This is a genomic window from Salinicola aestuarinus (assembly GCF_003206645.1).
GTDB lineage: Bacteria > Pseudomonadota > Gammaproteobacteria > Pseudomonadales > Halomonadaceae > Salinicola > Salinicola aestuarinus.
This window is the reverse complement of sequence record NZ_PZJP01000005.1, coordinates 810480-824303: the sequence shown is the minus strand read 5'-3', so window position 1 is coordinate 824303 and position 13824 is coordinate 810480. Positions and strand designations below refer to the sequence as shown.

The following is a 13824-nucleotide window of genomic DNA, read 5'->3' as shown; positions in this document are numbered from 1 at the left end:
GAACCGCCCCGGCTGTCGCCAAACAGACTGGGGGCGGACTGTGCAGGGTTGGCGAACCGGCTATCTAGGAAACCGGCAGACCCGTAGGTCTCCCCACACAGCCCGCCATAACCACTTCTCACGGGCACAAAAAAAGCGCCTGCAAGAGTGTTGGCGCTACTGCGCCTAGATAAGCTCGGGTCGCCAAACCCGGTCGCGGATTTTGCCGCGACGCGAGCATCGTAAGCGGAGCGCTCAGGAACGCGCAAGCCTTCCCCGGCGTTGGATACGTGAATCGATAGCCCGACCCCGTGGAAAAACGGCGCCACGCCGGGCGTGACAGCGCCCCGGAATTTGCTAGGATCGAGCGTGCATTGAGTGTCTTCGAGAGCCCCGGCAGCCCCACGCTGACCGGGGTTTTCGCGTTTGTTGGGCACAAAGCCTCCCTATTCCCCTCGGCGCGAGCGCCGAGCGGCTGGATGATTCGCTATCGGTGGGTGTTGCGGGTGCGGCGGGCGGTCTAGCAGTCGGTCTCGACGGGCGGGCCGCGACGCTGATCGCGCATCAGGACCGTGTTGGGATCGCGCGGTAGCGCCGAATGCTTGCCGCCGCTGCCGGCGCGCTCCATCAGCACCGCCACGCGGGTGCCGCCCTCACTGTGGCGGACCACTTCGCGCCCGGCGCGGTTGGTGGCGACGTTCAGCGCCTCGTCGAGTGCCGGGATGTCCTGCTCGGTGAACTGGAGCGATTGACCGCCCACGGTGAGCGTGAAGCGTTTCATGGGCGGGCCTCCTGGGCGGTGGCGAAGTGTTGGATCTTGCCGGTGTTCAGCGTGCGGTTGCGCTCGGCGAGTCTGGCGGCGATCCAGCTATCCACCTCCTCCTCGAGCCAGGCGACGCTCTTGTCGCCGATGGGTACCGGCGCCGGGAAGGTGCCGTTGCTCACGCCGGCATAGATCGCGGATCGGCTCTTGCCGGTCTTGAGCTCTACATCGCGGCGGCGCAGTAGGCGGTTGCCGAGCTCGATACGCTCGACCCGGCGGTAAGGGGCGGTTGTCGATGGGGCGTTGGCCATGGGTTCCTCGCTGACTGTCTTGGTATGTCCGGGCGTTGCCTCGTAGAACACGGACAGCATGACGAGGTGAGGAAAGCGCTTCGAGCGGCTGGCGTTGTAGAACTGCCGTTCTACAACGGAATACAACATTGGTGTGTCATTCCCTGCTAGCCCACTGAGGAAAAGTCGATAATCGATGAGGGAATGAGGATTAGCGCAAAGATCTAATCAACCGATGAACAGAGGTCGGTTGCTTTGGCCAAAAAAAGTGCGATAGGTCTGGCATGGGGGAAGTACGTACATCGGCACGCAGGCTCCCATCACATCCCGACGCGGTGCAGGCGAGATAGAAAATCTTGTGATTTCCAGCAATCAGCCGGCTGGTACGAATGAACATGTAGGAATGGCACTTCGGGCAAGCCTCACCTAACCCAAAAGTATCGGAGTCCATCTCGTCTTTCGTTCGCCCCAAAGACATACGACGGGGCCTTGGCTGACGATCGATTGCGTCCGTGGGCCGTGGCGAGTTGCCTTCTGATTTCTTCCGGTACGCTCTAAGCCGTCGCAAGGTGACTTTGAAACGAAACCGACGGTCGCATAGGGGGCATTGAACGATAGCGACTCGTTGCATTTCGGATGTTCGCCAATTGCCTTGGGTAAGCATCCAAAACTTGCAGTCCGGGCACTTCCCACCAAATCCCCGCACGTCAAAGCTCTGTGGTCTGGGGATAAAGCTTGTCCGCCCAGAACTGCATCATCGCCGGACGCTGCTCGACAGCCATGTGCTCGGCGTGGGTATAGACGCCTTGAATGCCCGGCAGCTTGTGGGATAGCTGCATCTCAATCCACTCGCCCGGATAGCCCGCTTCCTTCAGACCCGTCGCAACGGTGTGACGTGTGCCGTGAGGGACGTGGCGGCCCTCGAATCCCATTCGCTTCAGCGCCATGCTGAACGTCATGTTCGACATGATCTTGCTGGCGTCGTTACGGCTGGGGAACAGGTGCGGATAGTGGCCGGAGATGGGCTGCATCTGGCGCAAGGTGTCCATCGCCTGGCGCGGCAGTGGCACACGATGCTGCCGGCCCATCTTCATGCGGTCGGCAGGGATCGTCCAGACGGCTCGGTCGAAGTCGAATTCCTTCCACTCGGCAAGCCTTAGCTCGCCAGGTCGCACCGCCGTCAACAACAGCAGCTTGAGGCCGTGCTTCACCAGCTCGTTACCCGTGTAAACCTCGATGGCTCGCACCAGCTCTGGCAGTTCATCGGCGTCGAGGTGAGCCATATTCTTGGACTTGCCACGCACCAGCGCCACGCCCAGATCGTTGAGCGGGTTGTTCTTCGCCCTCCCCGTCACCACGGCGAGGCGGTAGATGTCTCGGCAGAAGAAATGAACCTTCCGTTTCTGCTCGTGCTTGCCCTGCTGCTCAAGCCTGCGCAGCAATTCGAGCCAGTCCATGGGCGTGATGTCATCGAGCCCCTTATCACCGACGAAGGGAAAAACGTGGCGCTCGAGCGCTGCCCAGCTTCCTTGCGTCCGCCGCGATGACGCCTTCCACTGCTGGGCCTTACCGGCGTGCCATTCCTCGGCGATGACGCGGAGGGTATGGGCGTGCGGGTTCTCCTGCTGCTCTCTCTCGGCTTTGCGGTGTTCACCTGGGTCGATGCCGTCAGCGAGTTGGCGGCGGATGTCCAGCGCAAGCTCTCGCGCCCTGGCGAGCGTGATGGTCGGATAGACGCCCAGGCTGATCATGTTGCGACGTCGAGAGCCGTCGGGACGGACGTAGCGGAAACGCCAGCCACGCTTACCGTTGGGCGTGATCCTGAGTTCTAGTCCCGAACCATCGGATAGGGTTATCACCTTGTCCACTGGCTTGGTTGTCTCGATTTTCCGGGCAGTTAGCGGCATGCAGGTATAGCGACCCTATTCGAACAGGCAGTAGGCCAAAAACTATACCGTTTGTATGCCAGATTGAGTAGGAATAATGAGGAACAGCGAGGAAGGAAATTCTCTAAAAATCTAACCGTTTCAGCGTCTTATCGGAACATCTAGGAACGTTTAGGAAGTCGATCTGGCGCCCGAGGCAGGACTCGAACCTGCAACCCACGGCTTCGAAGGCCGTTGCTCTATCCAGTTGAGCCACTCGGGCGCACGGCGCAAACGATAACATCGTTCGGGGCTTCGGCGCGAGAGCCAATCGCGTCGAAGTGCCCATCGACAGAGAGGGAAGTCGCTGTTCCCGTTCGTCTTTCCGGTAACGCGCCTTCCCCGTAGCGTCGGCTTAGTGAGCCATCATCTCCGCGGCGACTTCTTCCCCATCGAGGTCGGCCGGGTAGTAGGTCGGCCAGTTCGTCACCTCTTCGAGCAGCGCGGCGCGATCGTCACCCATGTAAAGGTGATAGTGGCCAGCGTCGGTCGGCGCGATGGTGTGATCGCTGAACTGGATGTACTCGGGCGCTTCGTCGTCCCCGGATTCACGCTCGAAGATATAGCGAACGCCCCGATTGCCGGCCTTGTAGGTCAGAATCTCGTAGCCGTCGGCAACATACTCGCCGCCATAGCTATCGTCGCCCCGGTAAAAGGTGACCTCGCCGTCATCGATGGTGATGCGCTCGACGTCGGTGCGATAGCCGGTGTCGTAGTAGGACTTGTACTCGGCGGCGGTCTTGTCGCCCTCCTCTGCCTTGTGGGCGAACACCTCATCGAGGGTGCCGTCCTGCAGGTAGGGATAGACGGACTGCCAGTCCCCTGCCCAGTCGCTCAGTGCCCGCGCTTCGACCTGGCTGTCCTCGAAGTGACCGTGATAGATATCGTCGTCATGCGAGTGGCCGTGAGCGTCGTGGTCGTGGCCGTGCGATGACTCATGGGCGTGATCGTGATCCCCGTGGCTGTGGTTATCGTCGGCCATGACAGAGCCGTAGCTGGCCATCGTCAGCAGGCCGACGGCGAAGGTGGCGGCGTGGCGCGCGGTGGTCGCTTTCATGAAATCAATCCCTTTTTCGACTGTTGGCTCGGATGAATACCGAACGACGGCGTCAGCCCCCAGGTGCCTTACGTTGAACGTCGCGTGTTGAACGACTGACGTTGAGCGGCTGACGCTCGACCGTCAGAACATACGTTATAACATAACATTAAGGCAATCGATAACATCGCCCGTGAACCTCGCGGGGATGACAACGGCAGAAACAGAAAGGCGGAACGACGACGCCAGCGCCGTCGTCGCTCCGGGGGCGGTCAGCGGCGCACGCCGGCTTAGCGGGTACCGTCGGCGCGACGTGCCAGCAGACGCTGCATGGCAGGGGTTGGCGCCTCCAGCTTGCCGTGACGCCGGCTGGCGGCGTAGCTGTCGTTGAAGGCGTCGAAGTAGTCATCGAGCACGTCGCCGGCCAGCCTGTCGCCGGTATTGCGCAGCAGCTCGGCGGCGACTTCGGCGGTGCACAGATGCGCCGCGGAGGCCGGCTTGCGCAGCCGGTACCGGGTCAGCCGCTGGGTGTGCAGCGGCAGGACCGGCAGCCCATCGAGATAGGGGCTACGGCGAAAGATCCGTCGTGCCTGACGCCAGGTGCCGTCGATCAGAATGAAGACGGGAATGAAGCCGTCCTGCTTGGCGCTGGTCACCGCCCGCTCGTCGACCACCCGGTGTTGATAGTCCGGCTGGTCGTCGGGAAAGACGACGAATGGCACGTAGCGGCGATCGGCAAGCCGGGCGAGCAGCCGCTCGTCCGGCGCTGTGCGGTGCCAGTTGAACGTCTCGGTGGTCGACAGCACGTCGCCAATCAGCCGGCCGGTATTGGTCGGCTTGTTGTGCTCCAGCGGATGCGTCAGCAGCCAGATCTGCGCATCACTGGTGGCGGTCACGCGAAACGGACAGAGGCAGTTGAGCGCCGGCAGTCGGCAGCCGTCGCAACGCTCGACGAAGCTGCCTCGGGCCTTGAACTCGCGCCGCGGGGGGTTGTCGACCGCGCCCAGGCCAATCGGCGTGACGGTCTCCGGAAGCGAGTCCCAGCTGGCGCAGGCCTCGTGAAGGGTGTCGGCGTCGTCGCGCATCGCGTTCGGCTCTCTGATCGGAAAACGGAAGGCATTCTAGCATCGCGCTCCGCCGTCTAAAGGCCGAATTAAGGTTAGGATTTGGTGCAATCAGCCGCCGTGACGATCACCGCTCACGCCACGGGTACCGTCGCCAGTGGCATCGGTCACACCGCGACGCTTCCAGTAGCCCGCCAGCAGCGAGCCTGAGACGTTGTGCCAGACCGAGAAGAGCGCACCGGGCAGCGCCGCACCGGCCGTGAAGAACTGATTGGCGAGGGTCACGGCCAGCCCGGAGTTCTGCAGGCCGACCTCGAAGGCGATGGTGCGCGCGGTGCGAACGTCGAAGCCGAGCGCGCGACTCGCCCAGTAGCCGCCGGCCAGGCCGATACCGTTGTGGGCGATCACCGCCAGCGCGACGATCGGGCCAAGGGTCGCGAGGTTACCGGCGTTGAGCGCGACCACGATGGCGATGATCACGACGATGGCCGCCATGGCGAGCGTCGCCAGCGCCGGCTCGATCCGCCGAATCTGCGCGCCCAGCAGGTGATGGACGATGACACCGAGCGCGATCGGCGCAATGACCAGCTTGGCGATGCTGAAGAGCATGCCCAGCACCGGCACGTCGATGCTCTGGCCGACGATCAGCCAGGTCAGAAACGGCGTCGCCACTACCGAGATCAGCGTGGAGACCATGGTCATGGTGACCGACAGCGCCACGTGCCCACCGGCGAGCCACGCCATCACGTTCGACGAGGTGCCGCCTGCCGTCGCACCCACCAGCACCATGCCGGTGGTGAGCTCCGGGCTGAGGTCGAGCGCGCGGGAGACCAGCAGCGCCGCCACCGGCATCAGCAGGAACTGCAGAACCACCCCGACCGCGATGGGCTTGGGTGATTTGATCACGCGGGCGAAGTCTTCACGGGTCAGTGTCAGGCCCATGGCGAACATGATCACGATCAGCAGCGTCTGGATACTGCCCTTCAGGCCGACGAAGAGCTGGGGTTGGAAAGCGGCGATGGCCGCGAGCAGCACGGCCCAGACGGGAAAGAGCCGGTTGATGCGTTCGAACATGGTATGAATCCTGGCGTAGGGTAGCCGTCGAGCGCGGCCTTGAGTATCGGTTCGAGTGTGATTTGGCCGGTCATCATGCCGTAGGGCTAGAGACAGCGAAAGACGTTCTTTGTGGCGCACAGGCGGCTCACGACCTTACGGGATAGCCCTTCTCCGTGCGTCCACCTGCCGCCGGCTGTCCGGAGCCGAACCAGCGCATCACGTCCTCGATCAGTGTTCGCATGAGACGAGTTCGGTACCGATCCGGGCGATAGATGAAATGCACCGGCCGCGTCGGCCCGCTGTAGTCGGCAAGCAAGGGCGTGAGCGCCGCCTCCGCCAGATGGCGACGGACCATTACCTCCGGTGCCATGAGAATGCCTCGACCGGCGAGCGCTGCTTGAAGCAGCGCGTGACTCTCATCGATTCGGAGCCTCGCGCTCACTGACACCGGATGACTGAGCCCCTTTCGATCCACGAACACCCAGATGTTGGGCGTCGCGGGCGATGAAAATCGATAGTCCAGACAGTGGTGGTCGATGAGGTCGCGGGGGTGCCGGGGCACGCCGAAGCGCTGCAGATAGCCTGGGGTCGCGCAGCAGACCAGCCGATACGGCGAAAGCGGTCGCGCAATGAGTGATTCGTCTCCAACGGGACCGATCCGGAATGCGGCATCCAATCCCTCTTCGAGCAGGTTAGCTCGCTGCTCGCCCAAACTCAGTTCAACATCGACGCTAGGATGGCGTGCCATGAAGTCGTTGATGAACGGCATCAGACTGTGAATGCCGAAGGTTTTAGCCGCCCCGATACACAGGCTGCCGCTAAGAGACGCCTCCAACTCTCGAGGCAGACTTTCGGCAGCGTCGATCTCCTGCAGGATCTGCCGGCACCGTTGGTAGTAGCGTTCCCCCACCAGTGTTAGTCGCTGCCGCCGCGTGGTTCGCTCCAGTAGACTCGCCTGTAGGTGGGCTTCGAGATCGGCGACCCGCTTGGCGACCCTCTGTTGAGAAAGACCGATTCGTTCACCCGCGGCCGTGAACGACCCCGATTCCACCGTCGCGACGAACGCTTCCATGCCTCGGATCTTGTCCACGATTCACCACTTTATGTTGTAGGTGTTTCAAAAAACGACCGATTTATCGCCTAAACGTTTGCCGATAGCTTATACCCGGTGCCGCTCCACGAGAAAACGGCCTCGCTCACCACTAAGGGGTTTCAACATGAACATAGGCATCGTCGGTGCCGGCTTCATAGGTCAGGCCATGTCTCGCCTGCTGTTGGCTAAGGGATATCGGGTGATGATCGCTAATTCACGCGGGCCAGAGACGCTTCGCGCCCTCCAGCCCGAACTGGAAGGCCTAGAAACCGGGACGGTGGAACAAGCTTGTCGATTCGCTGACCTGCTGTTGCTGGCCATTCCCTTCTCTCACTACGGTCAGCTCCCGGTCGCCGTCTTCGACGGAAAGGTCGTCATGGACGCCGGTAATTACTATCCGCAACGCGATGGTAGAGAGCTGGACCTAGATGCCCATCGGACAACGACCAGCGAACGGCTCGCGGCGCACCTTACGGGCGCGACCATAGTCAAGGCAGTCAATGCGATACTGGCCAGCGACATTGTGGCGGACGCGAGACCACCGGACGCGAACGATCGTCGCGCCCTGCCAATCGCTGGCGATGACTCGAACGCTAAAGCAAGAGTTAGCCAGTTGCTGGAGACCCTCGGCTACGACGTCGTCGACGTCGGCTCACTTAGCGAGGGCTGGCGCTTCGAACGCGCTCGTCCGGCCTACTGCATCCCTCTACATGCGCAGACATTGGCGCGCACGCTGGCAGCGACAGAACGATACGTGACGCTGCCCGATACGCGCTGGAACGACGGATGATTGAGCGAACGGGTCTTACGCAATCCCGAACCCGCCGTCTTGGATGAATCGCGCGATGAGTTCAGGCACACCCCGGCTCGCGGGTTCGGCGACGGGACTGACACCGGCGGGGGCGAGATCCCGTGCCTGCGGGTCGACCAGCCAGCACGGCGCCCCGAGGGGCGCCTGCTCGAGCAGCAGTGCCGCCGGCATCACCGCCAACGAGGTGCCAACCACCAGCAGCGCGTCGGCCTCGGCGACGATATCGCAGGCCTCGGCGTAGCGCGGCACGGCCTCGCCGAACCAGACCACGTCCGGGCGAAGCTGGCTGCCGTGATCGCACAGATCGCCAAGACGGATGGCCTCCCCCGCCGGGTAGCGGAGTTCGGCATCCGCCGACGAGCGCGCCCGGGTGATCTCGCCGTGTAGATGCAGCACATCGCGGGAGCCGGCCCGCTCGTGCAGGTCATCGATGTTCTGAGTGATGACGCTGACGCGAAAGCCTGCCGCTTCCAGCTCGGCCAGCGCCCTGTGAGCCGGGTTGGGCTCGGCCTGGCGCGCCTGACGCCGGCGCTCGTCGTAGAAGCGCAGCACGGTCTCCGGGTCCCGAGCCCAGGCCTCCGGTGTGGCGACATCCTCGACCCGGTGGTTCTCCCACAGGCCGTCGCCGTCGCGAAACGTCTTCAGCCCGCTCTCGGCGCTGATGCCGGCGCCGGTGAGTACGACGAGATGGCGTGCCGCAGATTCAGACATGTGGCGCCTCCTGTAGGTCGATGATTCTGGAAAACGATCGGTGATCCGCCCGTGGCACATGACACGTCATGCCCCTAGAGAAGCCCGCGCTGCTCGTACTGCCAATGCCGGCGCAACGTCCGACACGGGTCCGAACGAAGAATAGAGTTGATCCGAGCGTAGAACGCTTTAAAACGCGCCGGGTCGCACGCGAATTCCGCGTTGGCGTCGGTGCGTTTCCTGAGGGAATATTCCGCAACGAGAATGTCGTAGGGAATATTGTCGACTCGGCTTTTGAAGGCGTAACGATTGCCGGGTAGGATTTCTTGCGTCTCGAGCCACGCCCACAGCGACGAGGATTCGGCGAGGGACATGGCTTTGTGCAAGTGAGCCAGCTGCTGTGTCGGCTGCCCCTCCTCTGCCAAGGTGACGTGCGCGATCATCGTCACGGTACGAACTGCCTCTGCCGGCATGTCGTCGATGCCCTCTTTGCGCAAGAACCCCTGGGCCGCGCGTTGCCTGAGTGCGGCAACGCGACTGTCACTCCCCTTCTCGACCCACTGGCCAATGTAGTAATCATCACAGCGCAGCAGGCAGTCGGCATAGGCCTGAGCCTTATCGGCTCGCATTCCCTCGGCGATCGCCAATCCCTGGTGCTTGTGTCGCTGATGGCTCTGATAACTCCTCCAGGCTTCCTTCGCGGGAATCCACGCCACGGCGACCATGAGCGCCAAGGCAGTCAGTGCGATACATAGCCCCCACCAGCGCCGCCAGTGGGCGACACCAACGGCAACCGGTATGGACAGCACCAGGAGGCTAAGTGGCCAGGCGTAAATCACCATCAACAGGAGTGCTTCCCACCAGGTGAACTTAAATAGCATCGATGACAACCTTGACCGTATAGGGGAGATCGTATCGGCCAACCTCGATACGACTTTGTGGATGGCCGTCAAAATATCAAAATCGTACGTGAACCGCTGTCCGGCAACGCATTCTCAACCGATACACCCTGTTTCCCTCCTCATCGAGAGAGCGCTTGCCGAGTGTCTATTACGCTCGCCATGCCGACAGCTAGCCGGTTAAGTAACGCTTGTGGTCGATGCTCGCCGCCTCGACAATAGCGGCCCGTTCAACATTGTCGTCCGCCATGCCATGAGTGACTGCCTCTTCAACGCCTCGACTCTCGAGGTGATCTACCAGGACGAGTCTCTGGTGGCGGTGGTGAAGCCGCCGGGCATGCTGGTGCACCGCACGGCGCTCTCCCGCGGCGAGACGCGGTTCGTGCTGCAGACGCTGCGCGACCAGCTCGGCCGCCACGTCTATCCGGTGCACCGGCTCGACCGCCCCACCGGGGGCGTTCTGCTGTTCGCGCTCGACTCGGAGACTGCCGCCGCGCTGACCGAAACCTTTACCCGTCAGCGCACGACCAAGCGCTACCTGGCGGTGGTGCGCGGCTGGGGCCCGGAAGCGCTGACGGTGGACGCGCCGCTGCGGGAGGAGGACGGCACCCGGCCCAAGGCCGAGATGCCGGCGCAGCCGGCGGTGACGCATCTGAAGCGGCTGGCGACGGTGGAGATCGACGCCGCTGTCGACCGCTACCCGCGCTCGCGCTACTCGCTGATGGAAGCCACGCCGGAGACCGGGCGGCGGCACCAGATTCGTCGCCATCTCGCCCGCGCGGCGCACCCGATCATCGGAGACGCCAAGCACGGCAAGGGCATTCACAATCGCTACTTCCGCGATCATTTCGACTGCCCGCATCTGCTGCTCGCCGCGGTCGAGCTGACCCTGCCGCATCCAGTGAGTGGTCGCTCGCTATCGCTGAGCGCCGCTTGCGATGCGCATTTTGCCGCGCTGCTGGCACGTTTCGGCTGGCAGACCCACGCGCCGGCCAGCGGCTGGTGCTGGGCGGATGAGGCCGAGACGCCGAACGCTCCCGCCGCCTCTCATGCTCACGGCGGGACGCAGGCTCTCGACGCCACTCACACTTTTGACGCCACCCACACGTTCGACGCCACGCCATGACCCACGACGATCACGCCAGAGACGACGCCCCTCAGGACGTTACCGCCATCACGGCGAACGCCGCTGAGGCGGTACAGGAGACACAGGCGGCCACCGCGCCGAACGACGACTACGAATTCCGCTTCGGCGGCATTCGACGTCTTTACGGCCGGCGTGCCGCCGACGCCTTCCGCGGCGCTCACGTTGTCGTGGTGGGCGTCGGCGGCGTCGGTAGTTGGAGCGCCGAGGCGCTGGCCCGCTCCGGCATCGGCAAGCTGACGCTGATCGATCTTGACGATGTCTGCGTCTCCAACGTCAATCGCCAGCTTCACGCCCTCGACGGCCAGATCGGCCGGCCCAAGGTCGAGGTGCTGGCCGAACGCTGTCGAGCGATCTGGCCGGGGATCCAGGTGATCGCCGATGCCGCCTTCGTCACGCCGACCAACCTGGACGAGCGCATCCCGGCAGACGCCGACCACGTCATCGATGCCATCGATCACGTGGGGGCGAAGGCCGCGTTGATCCACTATTGTCAGCGCCGCAAGCTGCCGATCACCGTGACCGGCGGCGCCGGCGGCCAGACCGACCCCACGCGCATCCGTGTGGCGGACCTCACCCGTACCCAGCACGACCCGCTGCTTGCCAAGGTGCGCTCGAAGCTGCGACGCGATCACGGCTTTTCGCGGAATCCCAAGCGGCGCTTCAGCGTCGAGTGCGTCTACTCCGACGAGCAGCTGGTCTACCCGGGCGAGGATGGCGAGGTCTGCCTGCAGAAACCGGCCCCGGGCGAATCCACCCGGCTCGACTGCGCCTCGGGCTTTGGTGCGGTGAGCGTGGTCACCGGCAACTTCGGCTTCACGGCGGCCAGCCGCGTGCTGACCCGGCTGGCCGAGAGGGCGCGGCGGAATGCCACCGCCAGCGAAACTTTGCAGACATCGACAGGAGTCCCACCCGATGAGTGAGCGTTCACACCCCGTCCCCGGCATCTATCGCCACTATAAAGGCGCGCTCTATGAGGTCGTGGACGTCGCGCGCCACAGTGAGACCGAAGCGTGGCTGGTGGTCTACCGCGCGCTCTACGGTGAATACGGCCTCTGGGTACGGCCGCTTGGCATGTTCTGCGAGGAGGTCGAGATCGACGGCGAGCCGGTGGCGCGCTTCGCGCTGGAGAAGGCGTTTCACTGACGCCGGGCCCGATGGGCGTCGCCGCGCACGAACGGATGCCGTCCCCGGCGCGATTTTAGCGTTTTCGGCGGTTCGCGGTTTCCCGTCGGTTTTGGATTTCCCGTCAGTTTTGGATTTCCCGTCAGTTTTGGATTTCCCGTACAATGCGCTGCTTTCCGAACGACGCGCACTCACCGGGTGGCGTCGGGGTCGTTCTCAGAGGTGGAAGCACAAGAGGAAGCAAGCATGAGCGTACGCGTTGGCGTGATCATGGGGTCGAAGTCGGACTGGTCGACGCTCCGCCACACGGTGGAGACCCTCGAGCAACTGGGGATCGAGCACGAGACCCGGGTGGTCTCCGCACACCGTACCCCTGACCTGCTGTTCGAGTACGCCGAGACCGCCGCCGAACGCGGCCTCGAGGTGATCATCGCCGGTGCCGGCGGCGCCGCGCACCTGCCGGGCATGTGTGCCGCCAAGACGCGTCTGCCGGTGCTCGGCGTGCCGGTAAAGTCGAGCACGCTCTCCGGCGTCGACTCCCTGCTCTCCATCGTGCAGATGCCGGCGGGCATTCCCACCGCCACGCTCGCCATCGGCCGCGCCGGGGCGGTCAACGCCGCTCTGCTCGCCGCCGCCATGCTCGCCAATCACGATGCGTCGGTGCGTGAAGCGCTGGAGGCCTACCGCGCCGCCCAGACGCAAAAGGTGCTCGACGCCCCCGATCCCCGTCCCATTCAGGAAGACGACAGCGAGGCGACCCAATGAGACTCGGCATCGTCGGTGGCGGCCAGCTGGGGCGCATGCTCGCCCAGGCCGGCGCGCCGCTGGATATCCGCTTCACCTTTCTCGACCCCTCCGAGGCGCCCTGCGCCAGCGCTCACGGCGAGCATCTCCGCGCCGACTGGCAGGACGAGACGGCGCTCTCGCGTCTCGCCGAGCAGTGCGATGCCATCACCTTCGAGTTCGAGAACGTTCCCACCGCGGCAGTCGAGCGCCTCGCCGAGCACCGGCCGGCCTTTCCGCCGGCCCAGGCGCTGGCCACGGCGCGGGATCGTTGGGTCGAGAAGTCGCTGTTCCGCGAGCTCGGGATTGCGGTGCCGCCGATCGCCAGGATCGACGATCAGGCGGATCTCGACGCTGCGGTTGCCGAGATCGGCCTGCCGGCGGTGGTCAAGACCCGCACCATGGGGTACGACGGCAAGGGGCAGAAGGTCCTGCGGGAAGCCGCCGATGTGGCGGGTACGTTCGCCGAGCTGGGCGAGATGCCGCTGATTCTCGAAGGGTTCATCGACTTCGATCACGAGATCTCGGCGATCGCCGTCCGCGGCCGTGACGGCGAGATCCGCCACTGGCCGGTGGCGCGTAACGAACACCGCCAGGGGATTCTGCACCGTTCGGAGCCGCAGCCGGGCCACCCGCTGCAGCGCCAGGCCGAACAGGCGATTGCCCGGGTGATGGAAAAGCTCGACTACGTCGGCACGCTGGCGTTCGAGTTCTTCGTCACCGGTGAAGGGCTGCTTGCCAACGAGATCGCCCCCCGGGTGCACAACTCCGGTCACTGGAGCATCGAGGGCGCGGCCACTAGCCAGTTCGAGAACCACGTGCGCGCTGTCGCCGGGCTGCCGCTGGGCGACACCACGCGGCTGGTGCCATGCGCGATGCTCAACGTGATCGGCGCCTTCCCGGATCGCGACGCCGTGCTCGCCCTGCCCGGCACCCGCTGGCACGACTACGGCAAGGCGCCCCGCCCCGGCCGCAAGATCGGCCATATCACGGTGCTCGCCGTCGACGATAGAACGCTTGCCGAGCGCGTCGCGGCGGTCGACGCGCTGCTGGTCAACGATCTCGGCTGAGCCGTCACGCAGCGCCGACCGGCCCGTTGCGCTACGTGCAGCAAGCGGGCCAAAAAACAAAGCCCCGATGTCGATGACATCGGGGCTTTTGCGTGG

The 13824-nt window shown here is 64.1% G+C and carries 15 protein-coding genes and 1 tRNA gene; 6 read left to right on the top strand and 10 right to left on the bottom strand.

Annotated features, from left to right (window positions below; all coding sequences use genetic code 11):
- Positions 1-499: 499 nt before the first annotated feature.
- From DOM41_RS09140 to DOM41_RS09105, 8 genes are all read right to left on the bottom strand, one after another.
- The gene (locus DOM41_RS09140; protein ID WP_110686502.1) at positions 500-760 is read right to left on the bottom strand and encodes a hypothetical protein; all 261 of its coding nucleotides are present in this window, start codon (positions 758-760) and stop codon (positions 500-502) included.
- Positions 757-1182: a helix-turn-helix transcriptional regulator gene (locus DOM41_RS09135; protein ID WP_245391787.1), complete on the bottom strand. Its 426-nt coding sequence runs from the start codon at positions 1180-1182 to the stop codon at positions 757-759. The genes DOM41_RS09140 and DOM41_RS09135 overlap by 4 nt, the downstream gene beginning before the upstream one ends.
- A gap of 557 nt (positions 1183-1739) precedes the next feature.
- Positions 1740-2939 carry a tyrosine-type recombinase/integrase gene (locus tag DOM41_RS09130; RefSeq protein ID WP_110686501.1) on the bottom strand — a complete coding sequence of 400 codons (1200 nt, stop codon included), beginning with the start codon at positions 2937-2939 and terminating at the stop codon, positions 1740-1742.
- Between the two features lie 164 nt (positions 2940-3103).
- Positions 3104-3180 (bottom strand) — tRNA-Arg (locus DOM41_RS09125).
- Between the two features lie 132 nt (positions 3181-3312).
- On the bottom strand, positions 3313-4014 hold the full coding sequence (locus DOM41_RS09120) for a metal-binding protein ZinT (RefSeq protein WP_110686500.1): 702 nt from the start codon (positions 4012-4014) through the stop codon (positions 3313-3315).
- Positions 4015-4283: 269 nt separating this feature from the next.
- Positions 4284-5078: a tRNA-uridine aminocarboxypropyltransferase gene (locus tag DOM41_RS09115; protein WP_110686499.1), complete on the bottom strand. Its 795-nt coding sequence runs from the start codon at positions 5076-5078 to the stop codon at positions 4284-4286.
- Positions 5079-5168: 90 nt separating this feature from the next.
- Positions 5169-6131 (bottom strand): bile acid:sodium symporter family protein, encoded by a 963-nt coding sequence (locus DOM41_RS09110; RefSeq protein ID WP_110686498.1) that lies wholly within the window; start codon positions 6129-6131, stop codon positions 5169-5171.
- 127 nt (positions 6132-6258) lie between these two features.
- A complete protein-coding gene (locus DOM41_RS09105) occupies positions 6259-7203 on the bottom strand; it encodes a LysR family transcriptional regulator (RefSeq protein WP_157956896.1) in 945 nt (314 codons plus the stop codon).
- Between the two features lie 127 nt (positions 7204-7330).
- Here DOM41_RS09105 and DOM41_RS09100 point away from each other — a divergent pair, with 127 nt between their 5' ends.
- Positions 7331-7996, top strand: a complete 666-nt coding sequence (locus DOM41_RS09100; protein WP_110686496.1) for an NADPH-dependent F420 reductase — start codon at positions 7331-7333, stop codon at positions 7994-7996.
- Positions 7997-8011: 15 nt separating this feature from the next.
- On the opposite strand, the gene DOM41_RS09095 is transcribed toward DOM41_RS09100, so the two are convergent.
- Both DOM41_RS09095 and DOM41_RS09090 read right to left on the bottom strand, forming a co-directional pair.
- Positions 8012-8728, bottom strand: a complete 717-nt coding sequence (locus DOM41_RS09095) for an SIR2 family NAD-dependent protein deacylase (protein WP_110686495.1) — start codon at positions 8726-8728, stop codon at positions 8012-8014.
- Positions 8729-8802: 74 nt separating this feature from the next.
- Positions 8803-9588: a hypothetical protein gene (locus DOM41_RS09090; protein WP_110686494.1), complete on the bottom strand. Its 786-nt coding sequence runs from the start codon at positions 9586-9588 to the stop codon at positions 8803-8805.
- A 271-nt stretch (positions 9589-9859) separates the two neighbouring features.
- Between DOM41_RS09090 and DOM41_RS09085 the strand changes: the two genes are divergently transcribed.
- From DOM41_RS09085 to DOM41_RS09065, 5 genes are all read left to right on the top strand, one after another.
- Positions 9860-10732: a pseudouridine synthase gene (locus DOM41_RS09085; RefSeq protein ID WP_110686673.1), complete on the top strand. Its 873-nt coding sequence runs from the start codon at positions 9860-9862 to the stop codon at positions 10730-10732.
- Positions 10729-11673, top strand: a complete 945-nt coding sequence (gene tcdA, locus DOM41_RS09080) for a tRNA cyclic N6-threonylcarbamoyladenosine(37) synthase TcdA (RefSeq protein ID WP_110686493.1) — start codon at positions 10729-10731, stop codon at positions 11671-11673. The genes DOM41_RS09085 and tcdA overlap by 4 nt, the downstream gene beginning before the upstream one ends.
- Positions 11666-11896 (top strand): DUF1653 domain-containing protein, encoded by a 231-nt coding sequence (locus DOM41_RS09075; RefSeq protein ID WP_110686492.1) that lies wholly within the window; start codon positions 11666-11668, stop codon positions 11894-11896. Before tcdA ends, DOM41_RS09075 begins: the two co-directional genes overlap by 8 nt.
- Positions 11897-12121: 225 nt before the next feature.
- Positions 12122-12640, top strand: a complete 519-nt coding sequence (gene purE / locus DOM41_RS09070) for a 5-(carboxyamino)imidazole ribonucleotide mutase (protein WP_110686491.1) — start codon at positions 12122-12124, stop codon at positions 12638-12640.
- On the top strand, positions 12637-13728 hold the full coding sequence (locus tag DOM41_RS09065) for a 5-(carboxyamino)imidazole ribonucleotide synthase (RefSeq protein WP_110686490.1): 1092 nt from the start codon (positions 12637-12639) through the stop codon (positions 13726-13728). Before purE ends, DOM41_RS09065 begins: the two co-directional genes overlap by 4 nt.
- Positions 13729-13824 lie beyond the last annotated feature (96 nt).